This is a genomic window from Roseibium aquae (assembly GCF_008711285.1).
GTDB lineage: Bacteria > Pseudomonadota > Alphaproteobacteria > Rhizobiales > Stappiaceae > Roseibium > Roseibium aquae.
The window spans coordinates 251,638-274,864 of record NZ_VXDC01000001.1 but is presented as its reverse complement, the minus strand read 5'-3'; the positions used below and the strand labels follow the sequence as shown (position 1 = coordinate 274,864).

At 60.4% G+C, this 23,227-nt stretch carries 21 protein-coding genes; 5 read left to right on the top strand and 16 right to left on the bottom strand.

Annotated features, from left to right (window positions below; genetic code table 11):
• Nucleotides 1–2 precede the first annotated feature (2 nt).
• Genes idi through bchF form a run of 16 tightly spaced genes read right to left on the bottom strand, consistent with a single transcriptional unit; the run spans nt 3 to nt 16,994 of the window.
• Nucleotides 3–524 (bottom strand): isopentenyl-diphosphate delta-isomerase, encoded by a 522-nt coding sequence (gene idi / locus F0184_RS01180; protein WP_150493616.1) that lies wholly within the window; start codon nt 522–524, stop codon nt 3–5.
• A gap of 2 nt (nt 525–526) precedes the next feature.
• The gene (locus F0184_RS01175) at nt 527–1,312 is read right to left on the bottom strand and encodes a spheroidene monooxygenase (RefSeq protein WP_150493614.1); all 786 of its coding nucleotides are present in this window, start codon (nt 1,310–1,312) and stop codon (nt 527–529) included.
• A gap of 9 nt (nt 1,313–1,321) precedes the next feature.
• Nucleotides 1,322–2,539, bottom strand: a complete 1,218-nt coding sequence (gene hemA, locus F0184_RS01170) for a 5-aminolevulinate synthase (RefSeq protein ID WP_150493612.1) — start codon at nt 2,537–2,539, stop codon at nt 1,322–1,324.
• Nucleotides 2,530–3,390, bottom strand: a complete 861-nt coding sequence (puhE, locus tag F0184_RS01165) for a putative photosynthetic complex assembly protein PuhE (protein ID WP_150493610.1) — start codon at nt 3,388–3,390, stop codon at nt 2,530–2,532. The genes hemA and puhE overlap by 10 nt, the downstream gene beginning before the upstream one ends.
• Nucleotides 3,391–3,400: 10 nt before the next feature.
• Nucleotides 3,401–4,489 carry a magnesium-protoporphyrin IX monomethyl ester (oxidative) cyclase gene (acsF, locus tag F0184_RS01160; RefSeq protein WP_150493607.1) on the bottom strand — a complete coding sequence of 363 codons (1,089 nt, stop codon included), beginning with the start codon at nt 4,487–4,489 and terminating at the stop codon, nt 3,401–3,403.
• Nucleotides 4,486–4,791 carry a hypothetical protein gene (locus tag F0184_RS01155; RefSeq protein WP_150493605.1) on the bottom strand — a complete coding sequence of 102 codons (306 nt, stop codon included), beginning with the start codon at nt 4,789–4,791 and terminating at the stop codon, nt 4,486–4,488. Before F0184_RS01155 ends, acsF begins: the two co-directional genes overlap by 4 nt.
• 21 nt (nt 4,792–4,812) lie before the next feature.
• Nucleotides 4,813–5,289, bottom strand: a complete 477-nt coding sequence (gene puhC / locus F0184_RS01150) for a photosynthetic complex assembly protein PuhC (protein WP_150493603.1) — start codon at nt 5,287–5,289, stop codon at nt 4,813–4,815.
• A 5-nt stretch (nt 5,290–5,294) separates the two neighbouring features.
• On the bottom strand, nt 5,295–5,975 hold the full coding sequence (gene puhB / locus F0184_RS01145; protein WP_150493601.1) for a photosynthetic complex putative assembly protein PuhB: 681 nt from the start codon (nt 5,973–5,975) through the stop codon (nt 5,295–5,297).
• Nucleotides 5,972–6,769 (bottom strand): photosynthetic reaction center subunit H, encoded by a 798-nt coding sequence (puhA, locus tag F0184_RS01140; protein ID WP_150493599.1) that lies wholly within the window; start codon nt 6,767–6,769, stop codon nt 5,972–5,974. Before puhA ends, puhB begins: the two co-directional genes overlap by 4 nt.
• A gap of 23 nt (nt 6,770–6,792) precedes the next feature.
• Nucleotides 6,793–8,235, bottom strand: a complete 1,443-nt coding sequence (locus tag F0184_RS01135; RefSeq protein WP_150493597.1) for a BCD family MFS transporter — start codon at nt 8,233–8,235, stop codon at nt 6,793–6,795.
• Nucleotides 8,232–8,930: a magnesium protoporphyrin IX methyltransferase gene (bchM, locus tag F0184_RS01130; RefSeq protein ID WP_150494579.1), complete on the bottom strand. Its 699-nt coding sequence runs from the start codon at nt 8,928–8,930 to the stop codon at nt 8,232–8,234. Before bchM ends, F0184_RS01135 begins: the two co-directional genes overlap by 4 nt.
• Before the next feature lie 17 nt (nt 8,931–8,947).
• Nucleotides 8,948–9,880 carry a ferredoxin:protochlorophyllide reductase (ATP-dependent) iron-sulfur ATP-binding protein gene (bchL, locus tag F0184_RS01125; RefSeq protein WP_150493595.1) on the bottom strand — a complete coding sequence of 311 codons (933 nt, stop codon included), beginning with the start codon at nt 9,878–9,880 and terminating at the stop codon, nt 8,948–8,950.
• On the bottom strand, nt 9,877–13,647 hold the full coding sequence (locus F0184_RS01120) for a magnesium chelatase subunit H (RefSeq protein WP_150493593.1): 3,771 nt from the start codon (nt 13,645–13,647) through the stop codon (nt 9,877–9,879). The genes bchL and F0184_RS01120 overlap by 4 nt, the downstream gene beginning before the upstream one ends.
• Entirely contained in the window at nt 13,622–15,193 is a 1,572-nt protein-coding gene (gene bchB / locus F0184_RS01115; protein ID WP_150493591.1) for a ferredoxin:protochlorophyllide reductase (ATP-dependent) subunit B, read from the bottom strand. Before bchB ends, F0184_RS01120 begins: the two co-directional genes overlap by 26 nt.
• Nucleotides 15,194–15,195: 2 nt before the next feature.
• The gene (locus tag F0184_RS01110) at nt 15,196–16,497 is read right to left on the bottom strand and encodes a ferredoxin:protochlorophyllide reductase (ATP-dependent) subunit N (protein WP_150493589.1); all 1,302 of its coding nucleotides are present in this window, start codon (nt 16,495–16,497) and stop codon (nt 15,196–15,198) included.
• Nucleotides 16,494–16,994, bottom strand: a complete 501-nt coding sequence (gene bchF, locus F0184_RS01105) for a 2-vinyl bacteriochlorophyllide hydratase (RefSeq protein WP_150493587.1) — start codon at nt 16,992–16,994, stop codon at nt 16,494–16,496. The genes F0184_RS01110 and bchF overlap by 4 nt, the downstream gene beginning before the upstream one ends.
• Nucleotides 16,995–17,381: 387 nt before the next feature.
• Between bchF and F0184_RS01100 the strand changes: the two genes are divergently transcribed.
• The 5 genes from F0184_RS01100 (at nt 17,382) to F0184_RS01080 (ending at nt 23,225) form a co-directional block, all read left to right on the top strand.
• Nucleotides 17,382–18,188: a cobalamin-dependent protein gene (locus tag F0184_RS01100; protein ID WP_172971937.1), complete on the top strand. Its 807-nt coding sequence runs from the start codon at nt 17,382–17,384 to the stop codon at nt 18,186–18,188.
• Between the two features lie 41 nt (nt 18,189–18,229).
• The gene (ppsR, locus tag F0184_RS01095) at nt 18,230–19,663 is read left to right on the top strand and encodes a transcriptional regulator PpsR (protein ID WP_172971936.1); all 1,434 of its coding nucleotides are present in this window, start codon (nt 18,230–18,232) and stop codon (nt 19,661–19,663) included.
• Between the two features lie 70 nt (nt 19,664–19,733).
• Complete coding sequence (gene chlG, locus F0184_RS01090; RefSeq protein ID WP_150493580.1) at nt 19,734–20,636, top strand: chlorophyll synthase ChlG; 903 nt, start codon at nt 19,734–19,736, stop codon at nt 20,634–20,636.
• Between the two features lie 29 nt (nt 20,637–20,665).
• Nucleotides 20,666–22,024, top strand: a complete 1,359-nt coding sequence (locus F0184_RS01085; protein WP_150493578.1) for a BCD family MFS transporter — start codon at nt 20,666–20,668, stop codon at nt 22,022–22,024.
• 4 nt (nt 22,025–22,028) lie between these two features.
• Nucleotides 22,029–23,225 (top strand): geranylgeranyl diphosphate reductase, encoded by a 1,197-nt coding sequence (locus F0184_RS01080; RefSeq protein ID WP_150493576.1) that lies wholly within the window; start codon nt 22,029–22,031, stop codon nt 23,223–23,225.
• Nucleotides 23,226–23,227: the final 2 nt, after the last annotated feature.

The window sequence follows — 23,227 nt, the reverse complement described above, 5'->3', positions numbered from 1 at the left end:
GTTCAGAATGCGAGATCGGGAAACCGGTCCAGATAGATGCGGAACCAGGGTGTGAAAGCATCCGGCGTCCGGGCCATCTCGGCCCGCAGCTCGTCCGCGGCCACCCACCTCACGGCCTCCACCTCATCCGGATTTGGCTCGATCTCGAGCTCCAGACCTGTGGCGCTGCCGGTGAACATGGTGACTTTTTCGTGCTCGTGCAGTCCGTTCCCAACATCCGCCGAATAGGTTTCGATGCGGGCAAAGGCCAGCGGAACGGAAATCCCAAGTTCTTCCCGCAACCGGCGTTCCGCACTTGCCTGGGCCCCCTCACCCCAATTCGGGTGGGAGCAGCATGTATTCGCCCACAATCCGCCGCAGTGATACTTGGTGCTCGCACGCTTCTGGATGAGCAAGCGGTCGCCGTCGAACACGAAGATCGAAATCGCCAGATGGTACAGGCCCCGCTCATGTGCCTCGAGCTTCTCCACGGGATACAGAGAGCCATCGTCCGCGATCGCGGGAATGATGATCGGTTGCGCCATGATCAGGAGGCCCTTTCGGACAGTGTTCTGGCCGCCACGCTGGCCGCGGGCCGGCTGCGGGTGTCAGGACTGAACCGCACACGGCGGTCACAACCGACCAGATCGTCCAATCCCGGCCATGTGCCGCTCGCCTTGACGAGATTGAACCGCATGAAACAGGATTCTCTGAACCAGCCCCGCGCAAAGGCAAGGCGGGCCGCTTCCCCGTGGCTCGCGCTCTTCCGCGCGAACCGCTCCATTGTCTCGATGGAGGCCCAGACCGAAAAGGTGACCTGACGGACCCAGGGCAGTTCACCCGTCCCAATCATGAAATGCTGCTCGGCCTCGACCTCCGCATCGTCGGATATGCGGCCAACACGGCGCCAGAAGGACAAAAGGGTTTTCAAACGCAGGGTCGCACGGGTCATCGCGATGACCGGCCGTGCCTGCTCGACGCCGTGACCAGGAACAGAGAAGACGTGCCCGTCCCAGGTTCCCCGGGCGCTGACCGGCTCCAGGAAAAGGGTCGCTGTTTCAAGTGCCCGGGATCGGTACCGTTGGAAGATCGGCGCGTTGGCAAACGCGTGTTCCGCAGTCTCCACCGAAGGCCACTCGCACAACATCGCGTAGACGCCGTAATTCGGCTTCCAGGAAAAGCCGGCACCGCCTCCGGTTCCCATCATCTTGGTGAAACTCGCCCCCGGAACACGCCGCAGGGCCAGTTTCGAGACCGGCATATTGAACAAGGCCCAGACTTTATCCGCCCATCCGTCGAACCTGTAGAGCGAGAAGGTCACGACCGAGGACATCGGCCTTCCTCAGGCGACGGCCCGAGCCAAGGCGCATTGCGACCACAAATCGCAAATGGCATCCGCCAAGTACCGGATATCTTCGTCACTATGCAGAGGTGTCGGCGTGAAGCGAAGTCGTTCGGTTCCCACCGGGACCGTCGGATAGTTGATTGGCTGAACATAGATCCCGTAGTTGTCCAGCAGGATATCCGAGATCCACTTGCATTTTTTCGCGTCTCCAACCATCACCGGAACGATGTGACTCGGGTTCGGCATATGGGGAATATTGCGCTTCTCAAGGGCAGCGCGCACCTTTGCGACCGCGGCCTGATGGGCCGCGCGTTCTTCCTGGCTCTCCTTCAAGTGCCGGATCGAAGTCGCTGCGCCAGCCGCCAGCGCCGGCGGCAAAGCCGTGGTGAAGATGAAGCCGCTGGCGAAGGATCGCACGAAATCAACGATCGTTCTGGAGCCGGTGATGTACCCGCCCATGACACCGAACGCTTTGCCCAGGGTGCCTTCGATAATGGTGAGGCGATCCATCAACCCTTCCCGTTCGGCAACACCGCCTCCGCGCGGTCCGTACATGCCGACCGCATGCACCTCGTCCAGATAGGTGATCGCGTTGAACCGGTCAGCGACATCGCAAATCTCGGCGATCGGCGCGATATCCCCGTCCATCGAGTAGACGCTTTCAAAGGCCACCATCTTCGGCGCCCCAGGATCGTCGGCAGCCATCTGCCTGGCGAGGTCTGCCGGATCGTTGTGCTTGAAGATCCGCTTCTCGCAGCGGGCGTGCCGGATCCCCTCGATCATGGATGCATGATTGAGAGCATCGGAGTAAACGATCATTCCGGGAACTTGGGAGGCCAACGTGCCCAGGGCCGCCCAGTTGGACACATATCCCGAGGTGAATATCAGCGCAGCTTCCTTGCCGTGAAGGTCCGCAAGCTCGTTCTCCAAAAGCACGTGGTAATGATTTGTGCCCGAGATGTTCCGGGTTCCGCCCGCGCCAGCGCCGCATTTGGCGATCACCTCCTGCATGGCGGACACGACTTTTTCATGCTGGCCCATGCCAAGATAGTCGTTGGAGCACCAAACGGTCACGTCCTGGGTCGACCCGTCTTCACGGTACCGCGTCGCTTTGGGGAAGGCTCCCGCCTTGCGCTCAAGATCGGCAAAGATCCGGTAATTCCCGTTCTCATGGAGCTTTGACAAGCGCTCCTCGAAATACGCGTTCAGATCCATGAGACGTTTCCTTTCGACTTCACGCCGGGTCGAGCCGGACTTTCGTTTTCGTCAAGGCTCGAAACCAGGCCCTGAGTTTCGTCTTCTTGCGTCTTGACGGGACAAACCCGCAGCGCCCAAGTCCACAACAAACTGTCGCGGACAGGCAATACCAAAAACGCGTGTTCGATCAAGGCTAGAGCCGCAAATGCCGCCAGCAGGCCCCATTTGACAGCGTCGTGAGGGTAGTTTGCCAGACCAGCCCCGACAGAAAAGCCCGTTAAAATACAGATGCATGCAACAAGCGATACCCAAAACAACGGACTGAGACGATCTGTCCGGAAATAGCTTTCCAAATAGGACAAACGGTGCGGCAGCAGCTCGTTGAACGCGTGGGGAGCGCCCAGGAAAATGATCATCTTCGTACTCAGGCGCATGCCCCAAAGCAGAAGATAGGTCCACAGCCCGGCGGTGTTGCCCGCATCATGCAGCCAGGCGAACAGAACGAGCGCCGTGAGCGCCAGGCCGATCTCGTGATCCCGGACGGCCTTGAAAGCAGCCCGAAAACGCGTTTTTTCCCTCGGTTCCTGATGAAGTCCGACCCGCCGGGGACCGGTGACCAGACCCAGAAGGAATGCGGTTTCATGCCAGGCCCAGATGGCCAGCGCGCCCATGAATGCGATATAGGCGCTTTGTTCCGTCGTCACGTTCCGGGTCAGCCCGAGCGCCACGACACCGGCAAGTGCCACCAGCGACATGACCGCCATCGCCGCCCCGCCGCGGGCGCTGCCGAAGCGGGCCACAAGCATGACCGCTCCGGTGGCTGTCCACCAGATGAACACGGCGATCGCTGCGGCGGTTAGAGCGGTCATTCTCTTGGTCCTACCATACCGGATGGAGCCGGCTGGTTTCCGGGATCACATTGGTCTTGGTCGGCAACATGTAAAGGCGAAGAAACGTCACACCCGCCCGCGCCATGTGCCATCCCTTGGCCAAAGACCCGAAAACGCCACCCTGTCTTTCAGCCCGTCCAATGGACTGATTGATCCGCTCCAGCTTTCGGAACCCATCCAGCAGCAACGGGTTGTCGAGATCCAGTTCCAGAGGAAACACCTGCCGCGAAATCTCGGATGTGAGGCGGAAAACCCGCATGTCGTAGTCTTCGATATCGACCCCGAGTTCCCGGTGGAAAGCCGGACGGGCATGATCGCGAACGTACATGGTGGCGAAAACCGCCAGCAGGAAGAACTTGATCCAATACTTGTTCCGCCCCTCGAGCAGCTTGGGATCCGCACGCATGATCAGGGAAAAGGCTTCACCATGACGGAACTCGTCGTTGCACCACTCCTCGAACCACTTGAAGATTGGATGGAAGCGGTTTTCCGGATGGCGTTCCAAATGCCGGAAAATCGTGATGTAGCGCGCATAGCCGATTTTTTCCGACAGATAGGTGGCGTAGTAGATGAATTTCGGCCGGAAGTAGGTGTATTTCTTGGCCTTGGCGAGAAACCCCATATTCACGCCAATTCCGAAGTCTTTCAGCGCGTCATTGATAAAACCGGCATGGCGCGATTCATCGCGGCTCATATACCCGAAGAGTTCGCAAATTTCCTTGTTTTTGCCCCGCCGCTTCATTTCCTTGTAGAGAACGCAGCCGGAGAACTCGGCCGTGAGCGAGGAAACCAGAAAATCGATCAACTCCCGACGCAGATCGTCGGGCATGCCGTCTATATCGATTTCATCCCACTCGTCGTTGCGCTTGAAATGCCCCTTGTTGGGATCGGAGCGCATTTCCTCCATCAAAACGTCCCACTCGGCGCGCACCCCGGAAACATTGATGCGGTCCATCTCCTCAAAATCCGTCGTGTAGAAACGCGGATTGAGCATTGTGCTTTCGAGCGCTGCCTTGGTGGTATCGTTGACCGGGCGGGCTGCCGTCTCGAGCGAATTCACGTCTACCGACTTGTTCATGCCTCTACCCTTTCGGAAAATGAGAACTCGCAAAGCTCCATGAATTCGAAATCGCCGGTCGCTCGGGTCCATGCCCGCTCCAGCGACGAAGCACGCGTGATGGTCGCCATACGCCGGAAGGTCTGCTGCTCGCCATAGGGGACGGTCACCGGCGCGCCTTCCACAAGCACTTCGTCGCCCGGATAGACCGTTACCCCGCCGTCGAAGCGCAAGTGCCCGCCAAGGGCTTCAAAGGTATTGTTGATCTCCACCGTGCATGGGACCGTTTCCCGGCGCCGGAAGATGAGTGATAAAAGTGACATTGGGCCGTCCTCCCTTTTCAGTCATTGTTCAAGCAGCTTGGCGAATGCTGCCGCATTGTCCGGACCGAACGCATTGAGATAAATCCGTTCGCCGCTCGCCGTGTCGGACAAGGACACCGCGCCGTTTTCCCACCGGATCAGGCGGTAAGGCGCATTGTCCAGCACATCGGTCTGGATGCGGATCCGGTCCAAGGCCCGCAAGGATCCCCGGACGAAGCCCCCTTCCTCCGCGGGGATCTCGACGAGAATGTTGCCTGTGCGGGCGTCATAAACACGGACCGTCTCGGCAACGCCGCCGGTCAAAATGATGTCGCGGATGGCAACGGGCTGACCGAAACTGTCCTTAACGGTTCCAATGCCCGTGACCGTTCCAAAGACGGTTGCCGTCACCGCGATTCCGATCAAGGCGAATGCTGCATAAAGCGGCAAGACGGGAAACCGGACCGGCTTCTTCCGCCGCTTGGCTTCGAGGGTTCCGTAGGAGCGCGTTTGGGCCATGTCCGTTACTCCGCTGCGACAGGGGTTGCGCCGCCAAAGGCCGGTCCGGCCTCCGATGCGGCAACAGCCACCTCCCGGATGCGAACGGAGGCGTAGCCGGAGAGGGCATCGGCCAGAATGCGGGCCGGTTGCTGCGCGTTCTTCAGACAGATCATCTGCGGAACCATCGACCCTGACTTGTAGCCCCGCACATGCGGCCAGAACGAGAAGAACGACAGCCGGTGTCCTTGCGCCATGGTCAGGGCAATGTCGCCGCCACCGCGCTTGTCCAGCCGAAGGTCAGCAGACACCATCTTGGCAAAGGGCAGGTTGAAGGTGGCGGACAACGCGACGCCGATGCGCATGACCACCCGCTTGTTGGTGATCGTGTAGAGTGTCGTCTTGTGCACGCCCCAGGCAAACAGCTCCATCATTCCCAGGAAGACAGCGCTGAGCAGCAGCACGGCCCCGGCGGAAAAGAGCACATGGGGCCATGTCCGCCCATCGGCATAGCCGGCCGCGAGCGTCCAGACCAGCAGAACCGCGAAATAGCCGGCAAACCAGTTGACCTTCATGACCCGCCGGCTGACGAGTTTTGTCGCAGGCCGGCCCTGCCACAGAATCTTTTCGCCCTTGGGCAGGTCCGCCGGAAGCCCGGGGACCGGCTCGAAGTCATGTTCAGGGCCGTTGGTATGCGTGTGGGTCATGCGAGCGGCTCCTGACGAGATGGTGTTGCATAGAGCAATCCAGACCCGAAATAGGCCGTGATCTTGTCCTCTTCGAGCAGTGTGATCTGGCTGTCGGAGGCTGTTGCCGGAACCAGGGCGAACTGCTCGCCGGTGATTGCGTGAACATAGAAGATGCGCTCGCGTTCCCGGGTGGTCTTCATGACGACGAAGTTCATCGGCACCAGAACGCGGCGCGGCGCATCACCAACCTCGGTCTCGATCTCCAAGTAGCGCATCATCTGCTCCGACCGGTCGACCCAGGCGTCTTTCACGGTCCCGGCCACGACCAGATCGCAGCCGACGACACGCATGCCGCGCGGGTCTGTATCACCTTCGGCGATAGACCAATCGCTGTCGATCCGCATCGGAACGATCTTGACATGGTTTTCGAAGGTCATATCGGGATGATCCGCCCGTTCAGCCCACGAACCCGGACCGATGGACGACAGCATCGGATTTTCAGCGGTGGGTCGATACGGGGCGCCCGAAAAGTTGGCGATTTTTTCGCCGGGGATCGGGCGGTCCTCACTGTCCCGCTTGTTGTTCGGAAAGCTGACCTCGCCTTGCCCATGCGGCAGAAGAAAGGTCTTGGGGCTTGGCATGAACAGCCAGGGATCCTTGTTGTAGGCGCCTGTCTGGTCAGCCTCCAAAGGATAGCCCTCCCGCCGGTCTTCCTGCCGGATGTAGAACAACAGCAAGGCGAAAAAGACCCAGAAGACATAAAGGGTTACCTGGGCGACGTCGATATATCCGGTGATAGCGCCGATTTCCATGTGTGTATCTCCTCTTACCTCGCCTAGCCGGGCATATCCGCCAGGCCGAACGGCCGCTCCGTGACCGCGCGGTCCGGACGATGCCGGGAGACAAGCGGCCCGATCGCGATCAGGCTTCCAAACAAAAGTGCGATTTCAATGTGATAGACGAAGCTGTAGCCGGCGGCGGGCGCGTGCAGCGCGCTTTGCGGCCCGCCAGCGGCCGCGTAGGCATTCACCACGTCCCGGATCAAGCCACCGGCCGCCAGGGCCAGCCCGATGGACGTCGCCTGAACCGCGCCCCAGGCGCCAATCGCCAGGCCGTTGTCCGATTTGTCGGCAATGGCCATGGCAGCCAAAAGGGTGCAGACCGCGAACAGGCCGCCACCGGCGCCGATCAGCATCGTGCCGGCACGGAACAGATTGGCTGCACCCAGCGGTTCGGAAAGGATGATCGCCGAAAAGCCGCACACACCGATGAGCAAACCAACCGCGGCCAGCCGGTACATGTTCCAGCCGCGGGCCAGCGCCCGTCCCGCATAGGCTAACCCCGCCAGGGTTCCGAAGGTCCAAATAGCCGTCAAAAGCGTGGTCTGGCTGACGCTTAGCCCGAGCACCTCGCCACCGTAGGGTTCAAGAAGCACGTCCTGCATCGCAAAAGCGGCCGATCCGAGGCCAACGCCGACCAGCAGGCGGAGAACGCCCCGGTCTTCGCGATAGGTCGCAAACGCTTGCACAAAGGAGGGTGTCGAACGATCGGAGCGGGTCCGGTTCGGATTACGCGGTTCCTGTTTCCACAGACAGACCACATTGAGGGCAACCGTCACGACGGCGGCCCCCTGGATGACCTGAATCAACAGCTTGGGCGAGAAGTCCGTCAACAACCATGCAAAAACAAGGGAAGCAACCAGCATGCCCACCAAGAGCATGACATACATCAGCGCGACCACACGCGGGCGGGTCTTTTCCGCGGCCAGATCCGTGGCCAGCGCAAGGCCTGCCGTTTGAGCTGTGTGCATACCAAGTCCAACGAGCAGGAACGCCAGACAAGCACCAACCGGCCCGGCCCATTCAGGCCCGGTCGTCTGGGACTGCAGCAGCAACAGGGCGAAAGGCATGATGGCCAGGCCGCCAAACTGCATCAGTGTGCCGAGCCAAATATAGGGCACGCGCCGCCATCCCAGGACGGATTTGTAGGTGTCCGAGCGATATCCAATCAGTGCCCGCAGCGGGGCGACCAGCAGCGGGATCGCGACCACTAGGGCCACGAGACTTGTGGGCACGCCAAGTTCGACAATCATCACACGGTTCAGCGTGCCCGTCAGCAACACCGCCGCCATTCCAATCGACCACTGGAACATGGACAAGCGCAGCAGGCGGCTTAGCGGCAGGTCGGCCGTCGCCGCATCCGCAAACGGCAGCACGCGCGGCCCGAGTGTCTGCCAGTATGCGATCATCTTGCCATTGATTTGCCGGACAGGATTCATGAGCGAATGAGCTCCTGTGCTTCGGAAATGTAAAACCCGCGATGCACCCGGTAGGTTTCGCCGACCCGCCAACCCGCCATCAAAGGGTCCCGCACAAGACCGGACAAAAGCGTCCTGGCAGTGACCGGCTCAATGGCCGGAGATCTGTCGGATCGCGGGAAGGCCTTGCCCACAAAATGCATCGTCGCAAGCAACGGGGTTCGCGGAGCCAGTGTGAATACCATCTTCCGTGTGGTCCGGGAGGCCAGCGACAAGAGGGCCGCGCCGACCTGATCCCTCGGATAGTGGATCAGGGAATCCATCGCGACGACGCCATCGAACCGGCCATGGTCGCCAAGCATGTCGCCCGCCACAAGCGTCAGGTGGCCCGGACCGTCCACCTCTGGCAGACCAGCGCGCGCGTGATCGATCATTTGCGCGGACAGGTCCACACCCAGGACCTCGGCTCCCCGGCGGGCCAACTCAAAAGCCAGCGCACCGCCGCCGCAGCCCGCGTCCAGTATTCTCCAACCGGTCAGGTCCGCTGGAAACCGGGACAGAAGTTCCAGCCGCATCTCCTCGCGGCCTGCGCGGACCGTTTCCCGTATGCCGCTGACCTTCTCGGTGCTGGTGAGCCGTTTCCAAGCCTCCAGGGCTGTGCGATCGAAATAGGTTTCGATCTCTTCGCGGCGTTTGACATATGCGCTCGTCAGCATGGTCATGCCCCTGCCTCCTATTCGAAGCCGAGAAAATCGAAAATGTCGCGGTCCTTCATCGGCTCGGCCTTGAGTTCCTCCGTTCCTGACCAAAGCTGGTCAGCCAAGGACAGGTACTCATTCTGGATCGCCTGCAGCGCCGGGCTGTCGCCCATCTCGAACAGCGTCGCTTTTTTGAGACGGCTGAGCCGAACCTCGTCCGCATCGGGGATGTGGGCGAGCCGTTTCAAACCGATGGCCGCGTTGAAGCGGTCGATCTGGTCGGTCTCGCGGGACCGGTTGGCGATCACGCCGCCGAGCCGCACGTCGTAGTTCTTAGATTTGGCGCGGATGGCCGCCACGATGCGGTTCATCGCAAAAATGCTGTCGAAATCATTGGCGGCGACGACCAGCGCGCGTTCGGCATGCTGCAGCGGCGAGGCGAATCCACCGCACACCACATCGCCGAGCACATCGAAGATCACAACATCGGTATCATCCAGAAGGTGATGCTCTTTCAAAAGCTTGACGGTTTGCCCGACGACATATCCGCCGCAGCCGGTTCCCGCCGGCGGGCCGCCCGCCTCGACACATTGCACGCCGTTGTAGCCTTCGAAGACGAAGTCCTCGGGCTGCAGTTCTTCCGGGTGGAAATCGACCTGCTCCAGAACGTCGATTACGGTCGGGATCAAGCTCTTCGTCAGCGTGAACGTGCTGTCGTGTTTGGGATCACAGCCGATCTGAAGGACGCGTTTGCCAAGCTTTGAAAAGGCGACGGAAAGATTGGATGAGGTCGTCGACTTGCCGATACCGCCCTTGCCGTAAATCGCAAAGACCTTGGCCTTGGTGTCTTCCAATGCGTCTTCCAGATGGACCTGGACGCTGCCCTCGCCATCCTCCCCGGCGGCCTGGCGGAGCCTTGCGGCGCGCGCATTGTGTGCAGCTGTCTTGGGGTGGGTGTAAAGGTTCATGCTGCGGCCTCCTCGACGCCGATACCTTCGACCCGATCCTCGATTTCATCGCCGGCGGCGCGCAGCGCCTCCCACATGTCTTCATCGGGCGTCCAGTAGTTTCGGTCTCCGGCCTCGATCAGCCGGTTCACAAGCTTGGCGCTTGCTTTCGGATTGAGCTCGGCCAGCCGTTTGCGCATGGTCTCGTCGAGCATGTAAGTCTCGGTCAGGGTCTTGTAGACCCAGGGATCCACCTGGCCGGTGGTGGCCGACCAGCCAAGCGTGTTCGTGACGTGGCTCTCGATTTGCCGGACACCTTCGTAGCCATGGTCGAGCATCGCCTCGTACCATTTGGGATTCAGCATCCGGGTCCGCGTCTCGAGCGCGACCTGTTCGGACAAGCTGCGGACCTTGCCGGAACCGGTTGTCTGATCGCCCACGTAAACCGCCGCGTCTCCGCCGCCGGCCTTCTTGATTGCGCTCGTGATCCCGCCCAGCATGTCGAAATAGTGGTCCACGGAAGTCACGCCGAGTTCCACGGATTCCAGGTTTTGATAGGCCGATTGAGTTTCCTTCAACACCGCGGTCAGCAGTGCTTCCTGTTGGACGGGTTGACCATCGATCCCGTAGGCGAAGCTCTTGCGCTTGGTGTAGGTGTCGGCCAGCTCGCCGTCCTCCTGCCAAGCCCCGCTCTCCACCAGAAGATTGACATTGGACCCATACGCGCCGGCAGCATTGGAGAACACGCGCAAGGACGCGGTTTCGATATCGCAGCCCTGCTGCTCCATGAAAGCCAGGGCATGCGCCCGGATGGGGTTCATGTTCTCCGGCTCGTCCGCCTTGGCCGCTTTGAGACAGGCTTCAGCCAGAAGCTTTGTCTGGAGGGGCAGGAGATCCCGGAATATACCGGACAAGGTAATGACCAGATCGACGCGCGCCCGGCCGAGTTCCGCCAGCGGAATGAGATCCGCGCCGGCAAGGCGTCCGAAACTGTCGAACCGCGGCTTGGCGCCGATGAGCCACAAGGCCTGGGCGATCGGACCACCCTCGGTCTTCAGATTGTCTGTGCCCCACAGCACCATCGCAATCCGTTTCGGCAGCGCCCCGGTATCCTTCACATACCGGCTCATCAGCAGTTCGGCCTGGCGCCGGCCATCCGCTACGGCAAACGCACTGGGCAACCGGAACGGGTCGAAGCCGTGCAAATTGCGTCCGGTCGGCACGATGGAGGGTGAGCGCAGAATATCGCCGCCGCTCACCGGCGGAATGTACCGGCCATCCAGCGCCCTGAGGAGCGCGGGAAGTTCATGGTCGACCTGCAAATCCGCATTCAACTTGGCAAGGGTCGCAGCCGCCCCCTCCTTCTTGTCTGAAACAAGAGTGCCATTGAGCAACGCGGCCAGCTCCGCTTCAGGCAGCGCGTCGTCCTCCAGTGCGGTGTTCACGGACGTGATCATGTCGCGGCGAGCGTGTTCGGAATCCGCTTGTCCGATGACATGAAGCCCGTGCGGGATAAGGGCCGCTTCATAATCGCTGACCTTTGCCGTCAGACCCGCGATCTTGTCCGCGGCCCCATCCGACCAGTCCTCGTCATCGCCGATGAGATCCAGCTGGACGGCCTGTGAGCGGATGACCGGCTCCAGCCGTGCCCGCTCCTCTTCGTCCGACGGCGGCAACGCCCGCCAGCGATCGAGCGCATCCTTCAGGTCCAAAAGCCCTTTGTAGAGCCCTGCCTGACCAACAGGCGGCGTCAGATAGCTGATCAGCGTGGCGGCCGAGCGGCGCCGTGCGATGGTCCCTTCGGATGGATTGTTTGCCGCATAAAGATAGAAGTTCGGGAGAGAGCCGATCAGACGGTCGGGCCAGCAGTCTCCGGAAACACCGGTCTGTTTGCCGGGCATGAACTCAAGGGCGCCATGGGTGCCGAAGTGCAGAACGGCATCGGCCGCAAAACCCGTCTTGAGATAGCTATAAAAGGCGCAAAAGGCATGGGTGGGAGCAAACCCGCCCTCAAACAGCAGGCGCATCGGATCGCCTTCATACCCGAACGCGGGCTGGATCCCGACAAAGACATTCCCGAAATGCCGCCCCAGCACCAGCACATTTCGCCCGTCGGTCTGGATACGTCCGGGGGCCGGACCCCATTGGGCTTCAACCTCGGCCAGCCAGCGCTCACCGCGCACATGATCGTCCGCCGAAACACGGGCAGCGACGTTTGCCGGCATCCCATGAAGATCGGCATTGCCGCCCAGAACCAGCTCGCGCAGGGCATCTACGCTTTCCGGCACCTCCACCGTGTAGCCATCAGCTTTCATGGCTTTCAGCGTATTGAACAAGGAGGCGAAAACATCGAGAAAAGCCGCTGTCCCGGTCGCTCCCCCATTGGGCGGGAAATTATAGAGGACTGTTGCAATCTTGCGGTCTGCCTTCGGTCTGCGGCGCAAGGCGACAAGCTTCTGGACCCGGTCCGAAAGCATTTCCACCCGCTCCCGGCAGGCAATCATGTCCCGGGGCGAAATGCCGGGCTCCAGGTCGCATTTCCGGGCGCAGCCTCCGCATTTGCCGGTGCAGGACCCAGAACGCCCGCCGTAGAGAAGCGGGTTGGTCGCTCCGTCAATTTCCGGCAGCGCCATCATGATGGTGGTCTCGACCGGTGTCAGCCCGAGTTCGCCCTTGCGCCATTCCTCAAGGGTCTGAAACTCCGTAGCGAAGGCAGAGATGTAGGGCGTATCGACCTGACGCAACATGTCCTCGGCTGCGGCAGCGTCATTGTAGGCCGGCCCGCCGACCAGCGAAAACCCGCTCAAAGACAAGACGCAATCGACTTCGGACTTCCCATTCTTCATGAAGAAATCCTCGATCGCCGGCCGGGCATCCAGTCCGCTGGCGAAGGCGACGCGGACTTCCAGACCACGGGCCTCAAGCTCGCGGATCACGCCGTCGTAATGGCCGGCATTGTCCGCCAGAATGTAGGAGCGAAGAACCAGGACACCGACGGTGCCCTTTGCCGCGCGCGGCGCCTTTGGGCGGCGGGCAAGAGCCCGGCGATAGGACTGCAGATCGTCGGTAACCCGTTCAGAGATGTCCGGATGATACAGGCCGGTTTCGGGATAGTGCACCGGGTCCTTCGGTCTGACCCGCTTTGCCAGGGCCGCGCGCGGCCCCTTGGCATATTTAGAGATCAGAAACCGCACCATATTGGCCAGGTTCTCGTCGGATCCCGCCAGAAGGTACTGCATGACCAGGAAATAAGACCTGACATGCTGGGCTTTGCCGGGAATGTATTTCAGGATCCGGGGCAAGGCCCGCAGCATCTTCATTTGCCCGCGCCCGGCAGATCCATTGGCCGATTTCTTGCCACGCAGGCGCTTCAAAATGGCCATTGGCCCGCTGGCTGGCTCCGACATGGAAAAGTCGCCGAGCCTGCTCAGACGAACGACTTCCGCGGCCGCAAGACATCCGACGATCCCGTCGCACACTTCCCTGCGGGCCTCCAGCCAGGGCATGACCATATTAATATGGTCTTCGAGGAACAGCATGTTGGCAATGATGAAGTCCGCCGCCTCGATGTCCTTGCGGCAGGCCTCGGCCGCCTCCTTGTCGATCGCCACGGTGGCCATGGGATGCAGCTTGATATCGAGACCGGGCAGTTCAGCCCGAAGATCGGCGGCAACCCGCCGGATGCCGCTCGCCATGTGATTGTCCAAAGTGACAATCACAATGTTCACCGGCACGTCGGCCGGCGACATTTCACAGGGTTGCCTAGCGGCCGAAATGCGCTTTTGCATCGTAAAGGGTCTCGATCGTAATGGGATTGACACCGCGTTCCACGGCGAAACTCTCCGTATTCCGGCGCGCCTTGCCGCGCACGAAGAACGGGATCTTCTTCAGCTCCTTCTCGGCTGCTTCCGTCCAGGCGAGCGCTTCGGGCGCGGCCTGGAGTTTGATATCCTGATGAGTGGAAACAGGCTCCGGACCATCCACGGCGGCGGTCCCATAGCCCTTCGGGGCGACTGCCGCGAGATGGGAAGCCTGGGTCTCGTCGTTGAATTCGAAATCATCGCGGAACATCTGCAACAGGTGCTCCTCGAGCCCCATCATGAGCGGATGGACCCAGCTGTCGAAAATGACATTGGCGCCTTCCAGGCCCATTTGCGGCGAGTAGCGAGCCGGGAAATCCTGGACATGAACCGGGCTGGAAATTACCGCGCAGGCGATCCGCAAACGTTTGGCGACATGGCGCTCCATCTGGGTGCCCAGAACCAGCTCGGGCTGAGCCGCGAAAATGGCGTCTTCCACCGCCAAATGGTCGTCGGTGATCAACGCTTCGACGCCATATTGCGCCGCCGCGATCCGAACGTCCCGCGCCAGCTCGCGGGTATAGGTTCCAAGTCCACAGACCTTGAACCCCAGTTCCTCATCCGCGATCCGCGCCGCAGCGATGGCGTGCGTGGCGTCGCCAAATATGAAGACGCGTTTTCCGGTCAGATAGTTCGAATCGATCGACCGGGAGTACCAGGACAAACGCTCGCCGGCAGCCAGCGCCGGTTGCGGGTCGACGCCGGCAACCCGCGCGACGTCGGCAATGAAGTCCCGCGTCGCGCCAACGCCGATGGGGACAATTGTCACAAGCTCCTGCCCGTGGATACGCGCCAGCCATTTTGCGGCCGAACCGGCAATTTCCGGATAAAGGACAATGTTGAAGCCCGCGTCTGGAAGCCGCATCAGGTCACGGGCACTCGCGCCAAGCGGAGCGATCACGTTGACTTCGACGCCCAGCAGATCGAGGAGCTTCTTGACTTCTTCGATGTCGTCGCGGTTCCGGAAGCCAAGCGAGGACGGCCCCAGAATGTTGCAGACACGCTGCGCGCTTTCCGGACGGTCTCTGCGTTCGGATCCCGCACACGCCCGGACCAGGCGGTAAAACGTCTCCGCAGCGCCCCAATTTTCCTTTTTCTGATAGGACGGCAGCTCCAGCGGCACCGCCGGCATGGCAAGACCGAGGGTCTTGGCCAAGCCACCGGGGTCATCCTGAATGAGTTCGGCCGTGCATGAAGCCCCAACCAACAAAACATCAGGTGAAAAGCGCTCTGCCGCATCCGTGCACGCGGTCTTGAAAATCTCGGCCGTATCGCCGGAAAGATCCCGCGCCTGAAAGGTCGTGTAGGTCACAGGCGGACGGGTCTTGCGCCGCTCAATCATCGTGAACAGCAGGTCGGCATAGGTGTCGCCCTGTGGGGCGTGGAGCACCAGATGGATACCGTCCATCGAGGCCGCAATCCGGATGGCACCGACATGGGGCGGGCCTTCATATGTCCAGGTCGCCAGTTCCATCGCTACGCCTCCACTTTCAAACGGCTGCGGCGCACAAGCGGCCGGGCGAAGAGCTCCGCCAAATCACCCGCCTGCTCATAGCCCTGGATCGGACTGAACACGAACTCGATGGACCACTTGGTCGAATAGCCCTCAACCTCGAACGGATTGGCCAGCCCCATCCCGCACACGATGAGATCCGGCTCAGCGGCCCGAGCCCGGTCGATCTGCCTGTCCACATCCTGCCCTTCGGAAATCTGAACAGTCTCGGGAAGGGCCGCCAGGTCGGCCGCAACATGGGCCCTGTGGAGATAGGGCGTGCCGACCTCCTGGATTTCCGCCTGCATCTCACCATGCAGGAAACGGGCAAGCGATGGTTCCATCTGGCTGTCGGGGAAGAAGAACACCCGTTTCCCGGCCAGTTGACCGCGGTAATGCTCCAAAGCCTGACGCGCCCTGTTGCGCCCTGGACCGGTGATCGCGGCAAACCGCTCCGGATCCACATCGAAAGCCTCGGCGATGGCTCTGAGCCAGCCGGTCGTCCCCCATTCGCCATAGGGAAAGGGGCCGAAAATCTGCTGGGCGCCCCGCCGGACCAATGCCTGCGCTGTCACATTGTCGAATGGCTGCGCCAGTATGAACCTTGTATTGGGCCCAACTGGCGGCAGATCCCGGCTCGTTCTGGAAGGCAAAAAGGCGATTTTCCTGACACCGAAGCCTTGAAGGATCCTCGTGAACTGGTCTTCCACGACATCGGCCAGCGACCCGACTACGATCAGGGATGGCCCGGCATCCGGCTCCTCGGCAGGCATGTCGGCGACCAGTGCCGAAAGAAAGTTGTCCTCGCCTTGGGTGAAGGTGGTTTCGATGCCACTGCCCGAATAGGCCATGACACGGCAATCGGGGGCGTGGATCTTGTTCAATCGGCCAGCGGCGCGATCCAGATCGAGTTTGATCACTTCCGAAGGGCAGGAGCCGACCAGAACCAGCATCCGGATCTCGGGACGGCGCGCAAGCAGGCGCTCGACGATCCCGTCAAGTTCGTCGTTGAGATCGGCCATCCCGGCCAAATCCCGTTCGCCGATGATGGCGGTCGCGAATCTCGGCTCGGCAAAGATCATCACGCCGGCTGCCGATTGCATGAGATGGGCGCAGGTGCGCGAGCCGACGATTAGAAAGAAGGCATCCTGCATTTTCCGGTGCAGCCAGATGATCGACGTCAAACCGCAGAAGACTTCGTGCTGCCCCCGTTCCCGCAGGATCGGCTTGTGCGTGGCGACCGCGTCGCCGGCCGGAAGATTTTGGATCAAGGTTGTCGCGGTCATTGCGCGCCCTCCCCCAGAAGATAAACGGAAGACGGCATCTGCAGGCGGGCCTGCCGCAGTTTCCAAAGGAACTGCGCGGCATTGATCACATAGGCGAAATAAGCGGCCAGGGCGATCAGCAGCGCCTGCTCGGCCGTGAAACCGCCCATCCAATAAGCCCACAGGTAGAGGGTGTGGAGAGCAAGGACCAGGAACGAGACCACGTCCTCCCAGAAGAAGGCGGGGGCGAACAAATACTGGCCGAAGACTTCCTTCTCCCAGATCGCTCCGGTCACCATGATCGTGTAGAGTACCAACGTCTTGATGACGATAGAGATTTCAGCCGCAGCCAACGCTTCCCCGGTCGCAAAGTACCATCCAATCAACGCCAGACTGATGAGGAAAACGAGAAACTGGACGGGCGCGAGGATCGCTTGAACCAAGGTCCACCGGGACTCATCACGGCGCTTGCGCTGCTCCGCCGTATAGAGACCCTCTGGCTGCCGCTGTGCGCTCATTCTCGACCCGGTTGGAAACAACCGCCTCCCTTGGCTTGTTGTGCACGAAGGATAGGCACAGCTCACCAAGAGTGTCAACTTTGATTGACGTCAATAAGCATTTACAAATAAGTGGGGGTGGGGCATGCTACCAATTCGGCAATAGGCGTCAGATCGCTTCGCGCCTAATGTAGGCTGGGCCAAAACAGGCAGGACTTGAAGGAAACCGCGATGCACAAGGGTTTCGGTTGATCGGAAGGCGACGGATCGTCAGGATTTGGAGCAAAGATCAAACGGCGCTCGGCGTCATGTGTCTCGACACGAAGGAAGGAGACGGACATGGCCGAGGAATCGACAACTGTCCGGGCGACGCATTTCGATCGGGCCTTTTCCCAGGACATTGGGCCCATGGGCGGATATCCCCAGCCTCTGTTAGATGATTTGATGGCCGTAAAAAGCCTTGTCTTCTCCTCACTTGCGGGGATGGAGTTCAAGAGCCGCGTGTCCACCGGGCAAGTAAGATCGAAGATCAAGTCCGTTCGATCACCGGAGATCCAGGCCGAATGCCGTCACTTCCTGGAGCTCGCGGCAACCGGATGCACTGATACGTTGGCGAGCGCCCTGCAAGACTATGCCATGGACCCGTTTGACCGGTTGTGCCTCATGCAAGAGACAATCCGGCTGAGCGGCGAAGAATGGACCGCGGGGAACATGGATTTCCTGAAGCTCACCACAAGCGTGTCGCGCATGCAGACCGTTCTCCGCAGGAGTGCCGCAGTTGTTCATGACCATCATGCCTGGAACATGTCTCCGCGCATCGCGATCTTGTTGCCGCGCAACGAACAGCATGTGTTCGCGGCACGCCTGGTTGAAGAGCACTTCCGCATTCGGGGGTGGACCGTCCGACTGCTCCAACAACGTAACTCACCGCAAGACATGGCCGACGAACTTCGTGACTTAAAAAATGAGGTCGTTTGTCTGTCCTGGTCGAGCACACACCTCTCAAAGGATGTTTTCCATCTGGTCGAGACCCTTCATGCGGCCTTGAAGGGGTCATGCCTGTTTTTGGCCGGCGGCCCTGCCGCTTTGGAAAAAAACAGTGGTCTTTTTAAACGTGGCATTGACAAAGTTCTCTCAGACACATACCTCGCCATAGAACATGCTGAACGGCATGTCCTTCTAGAAGAACCACAATTTGGCGGGCGAAAGGTCTGACTCCGTTTTAAATGAGATCGGGGCCTATGCCGGATGGACATATGGATAAAGCGCCGTCGAAATCGACTCATACGGAGTTTCAACACTCCAGTCGGCTCTTCGATGGATTGCCGGCCGGCACCGCGCTTGGCCTCGTCTCCCTTGGGGCGGACATCACCCTCATTATAGCTTTGGACGGCAAGGTGCAGGACGTTGCCTTTCGCGACGAGGCTGTTTCCAATTATCGTCCCGAGTCGTGGATCGGACAGCCTTGGCGGAACAGTGTCACGCCAGAGTGCTTTGAGAAAATCGATGCGCTTCTCGATGAATGCATGAAGACGGGCGTCAGCCGTCCCCATCACCTGAACCATCGACACAAAGGCCTGCCGGACTTGCCGGTCGAATACATTCTGGCAAAGGTCGACGGCTTCGACGGCTTGCTGGCTTTTGGCAGGGATCTGCGGAGATTTGCCGAAATACAACAACAACTGATCCAGGCCCAATTCGAGCTCGAAGGCGAATACCGGCGCATTCGGGAAGCGGAAGCGCGCTATCGGATCATCTTTCAAAAACTGGACCGCGGCGTTCTTGTTGTGGATGGTGACCAGCGGCGCATTCTGGACGGCAATTCCTCCGCAGGCATGTTGCTGGGCGTCTCGCAAGGCAAACTTGCGGGCGAAAGCTTGGCATCGTTGTTCAAGAAAACAGACCGTGACGCCATTGCGAGCGCGCTTGGAACCGCGCGGGACAAGGGCATCGAACGGACCATTCACGCCCGGCGTATGGCCGACGATGAAGAACTCGTTCTGATCATCGCGCCCTACCGGGAAAGTGGCCAAGTCAATTTTCTTTTGACACTCCACCCCGCCAACACCGGCGCCCAAATGGAAAACGGTTTGGCTTATGCCAGGCACGACTGGCTGGATGCGGTTCCCGAGCCAGGCGTGTTGACCGATGCAAAAGGCATTGTTCTCACGGTCAATGACCGTTTTCTGGATCTCTTGCATGTTCTCAGCCGCAACCAGGTCATTGGCCGGAACATCAATAACTGGCTCGGTGCTTCGAATGTCGACATGCAGGTTCTGTTGTCGCGCCTCCAGGACGAGGGCGAAGTGGGGCTCTTTCAATCCGCTCTCAGGGATGGGCTCGGCGCCACACGGCCGGTCCGCCTGAATGCCCTTATGGACACAGCTTATGCGGATCCCCGGGTGGTCATCCTTGTCAATGAACAGAACCCGCGCGATGCGGGACAACGCGTTCGCGGGACACCGCATCATACGGCAACCTCGGATTTTGCGGAGCTTATTGGCCGGGTGCCATTGAAGGAACTCATTCGCGAATCCGCGGATGTGATCGAAAAACTCTGCATAGAGGCAGCCCTCAAGCAGACCGAAAACAATCGTGCTTCGGCCGCCGATCTTTTGGGCCTGAGCCGGCAGAGCCTTTATATCAAGCTCAAGCGTCACGGCTTGGAGGATTATGACGGGTCAAAATAAGACGCGTCTATTTTTCTTTACACTGTCAATTTCAATTGACACTTCAAGACCCCAATCCTAAACTTCGGGCATGTCACTGCAGCCCGCCCTTTCCACGTGGGGCAAATACCCCGCGCCAAGCGCCGTTCTGGCCCTGCTGAAGCCGGTCACATGGTTTCCGCCGATGTGGGCTTATGCCTGCGGCGCAGTCTCGGTGGGTGGTGCCAATGGCCGCTGGTTTGAAGTCAGTCTTGGCGTATTGCTTGCCGGACCTCTGCTTTGCGGTACGAGTCAGGCGATCAACGATTGGTTCGACCGGCACGTGGACGCCATCAATGAACCGGATCGCGTGATCCCGTCGGGCCGTATGCCCGGCCGATGGGGTCTTTGGATTTCCTTTATCGGTTCGCTTTTGTCTCTGGCTGTCGCGGCTTTGCTTGGTCCATGGGTCTTCTTCGCGGCGCTTTTGGGTTTGCTGCTGGCCTGGGGCTACAGCATGCCGCCGTTTCGCTTCAAGCTGAACGGCTGGATCGGAAATGGCGCGGTCGGCTTTTCCTATGAAACGTTGCCTTGGATTACCGCTGCCTGCGCGAGCCTTGGCGCCCTGGCACCGGGTCCTGTCATGCTTGTTGCCCTTCTGTACGGCATCGGCGCGCATGGCATCATGACCATCAATGACTTCAAGGCAATCGAGGGCGACAAGCAGATGGGCGTTGCCACGCTGCCCGTGCAACTGGGCACCCGGCGGGCCGCCTTTGTCACCGGCGGCGTCATGCTGGCGGCGCAGGCGGGCGTTGTTGCTGTTCTCATCGTCCTCGGATCGGTGATCTCGGCCAGCATCGTATCGATCCTGATCGGTCTTCAAATGCTCGCCTTGCCCCGGTTCCTCAAGGATCCCGTAAAAAACGCCATTTGGTACTCGGCGGTCGGCGTCGGCCTGTATGTCTCTGGGATGATGGTCTCGGCAATGGCACTCAACAACCTGTCCCCGTGATGGGACCCCCAACTAAGAGGTAGGGAGAGATGGTCAGCACATCCTGCGCCGGCAGTACAGGCAGGGGGCTCGGTTGGATCTCCATCATACGCCTCGGCCTGGTTCAAGCCGCGCTCGGATCCATCATTGTTCTGACCACCTCCACCTTGAACCGGGTAATGATGGTGGAGTTGTCGCTGGCGGCCATCATCCCTGGCCTTTTGGTCGGCTGGCACTATGCCATCCAGATCTCGCGCCCCCTTTGGGGCCATCAATCCGATCGGGGCGGCGGCCGTACCCGCTGGATCATCGGCGGGATGGCCATTCTGGCAACCGGGGGCCTGCTGGCTGCCGCCAGCCCGGTTGTGATCGAGCGAAACCTCATTGCCGGTCTTGCGCTCGCATTCGGCGCGTTCACCTTCATCGGACTGGGTGTCGGGGCGTGCGGCACTTCGCTTCTGGCCTTGCTCGCGGATCGCACGGCAGTCCACCGGCGCCCGGCCGCGGCGACCATTGTCTGGATGATGATGATCGGCGGCATCGTCGTCACCGCGATCGTGTCCGGCCTGTTTCTCGATCCGTTTTCTTTTGCCCGGCTGATCATCGTGACCGGAGCGACCGGACTGCTTGCCTTTCTGCTGACCTGCCTAGCCGTATGGGGCATCGAACGTCACTCGACATCCCAAGGACAGCGCACGGCGCGACCGGCCACCTCCTTCTTCGAAAATCTCAAGGACACATGGGCCGACCCGGAAGCCCGGCTTTTCACCGTGTTCGTTTTCATGTCGATGCTTGCCTACAGCACGCAGGACCTGATCCTTGAACCGTTCGGCGGGCTCTTGTTCGGCCTGACACCCGGCGAAACAACCAAACTGTCCGGCCTGCAACATGGCGGTGTTCTGCTTGGCATGGCATTGGTCGGGGTCCTTGGGACCGTTCTGTCAAGGCGCAAACCGTTGATCCTGAGGCTCTTCACGGTTTGGGGCTGTGTCGCCTCCGCGGCCGCACTTGCCGCCCTCGCCTTCGCCGCGACGGTGGCGCCCAATTGGCCCCTCGCCGCCAACATCTTCACGCTCGGGTTGGCAAACGGCGCCTTCGCCGTCGCGGCCATCGGGTCGATGATGATGCTTGCGGGAGGCAACGGCGGAAATCAGACCGGCATCCGAATGGGCGTTTGGGGCGCGGCCCAGGCCCTTTCCTTCGGGCTTGGCGGCTTCGCCGGGACCGTGCTTCTCGATCTGTCGCGGTTGATGACCGGCGACGACGGAACATCGTTCCTGATCGTTTTTTCTCTGGAAGCGGTTCTTTTCCTTCTGGCGGCCCTCGTTGCGCTGCGGATCAAGGCCGGGACGGCCAGCAATGCGGACCTTCCGGCCTTTCCTTCTCCTGGCCTCGAACCTGCGGAGTAATACAATGAGACAGACAGATTACGATGTGGTGGTGGTGGGAGGTGGCCCGGCTGGAGCAACCGCTGCGGAACGGCTTGCCTCCGCAGGCGTGAAGACGCTTCTGGTCGACAAGGAAGGCCGCATCAAGCCGTGCGGAGGCGCAATTCCTTCCAATGCGATGCGGGAGTTCGAAATCGACCCTGCTCAGATCAAGGCGAGGGTTCGCCGGGCCCGCATGACCGGGCCAAGCGGCCAAAAGGTTGGCATGGAAATCGGCGATATTGGCTATGTGGGCATGGTCGATCGTGAGGATTTCGACCCCTATCTGCGAGACCGGGCGGAAAAGGCCGGTGCCGTCAGGATGCGGGCGAGTTTCAAGCATCTGGAAGATGCGGATCTCAACACCGTTCGGGTAACGCTTGAGACTGACCGCAAGACGACCGAAACCGTTACGGCCCGGATGGTGATCGGTGCCGATGGCGCGAACTCAGGTGTAAGGCGATCAATCTTCGGACCGAACAAACGTCCGAAATACGTTTTCGCCTACCATGAGATTATCGAGTCACCCGAGCCGGTTGCCGGGTCCGATTTCGACCCGACCCAATGCGAGGTTATCTACGACGGCGCTGTCTCGCCCGATTTTTACGGCTGGGTCTTTCCCCATGGTCACCAGACCAGTGTGGGTGTCGGCACGGCGGTGAAAGGCCATGACTTGAAGGACGCGACCGCCCTTATCCGGAGCCGGTTCGGGCTGGAGGGCAACACCACAATTCGCAGAGAAGGCGCCCCCCTGCCGCTGAAGCCCATGCGGAAATGGGACAACGGCCGGAATGTTGTGTTGATTGGCGATGCTGCGGGCGTGGTTGCGCCCTCTTCTGGGGAAGGCATTTTCTACGCCATGCACTCAGGAGCGCTCGCCGCCGACGCCGCACAGCGGTATCTGGCGAGCGGCCGGGCCCGGGAGCTGGCCAGCATTCGAAAGGCCTTCATGAAAGGCCATGGCCGGGTCTTCATGATCCTCGGCTTCATGCAGTATTTCTGGTACAGTTCCGACAAGCGCCGCGAAAAATTCGTGACCTTGTGCAAGGACGCGGACATCCAGCGGCTGACCTGGGAATCCTATCTCAACAAGAAGCTCGTGAAAAAGGATCCGATGGCCCATGTCCGTGTGGCCATCAAGGATATGCAACAGCTTCTGGGGATTGGGGCGGGGGCTCGTTAGAC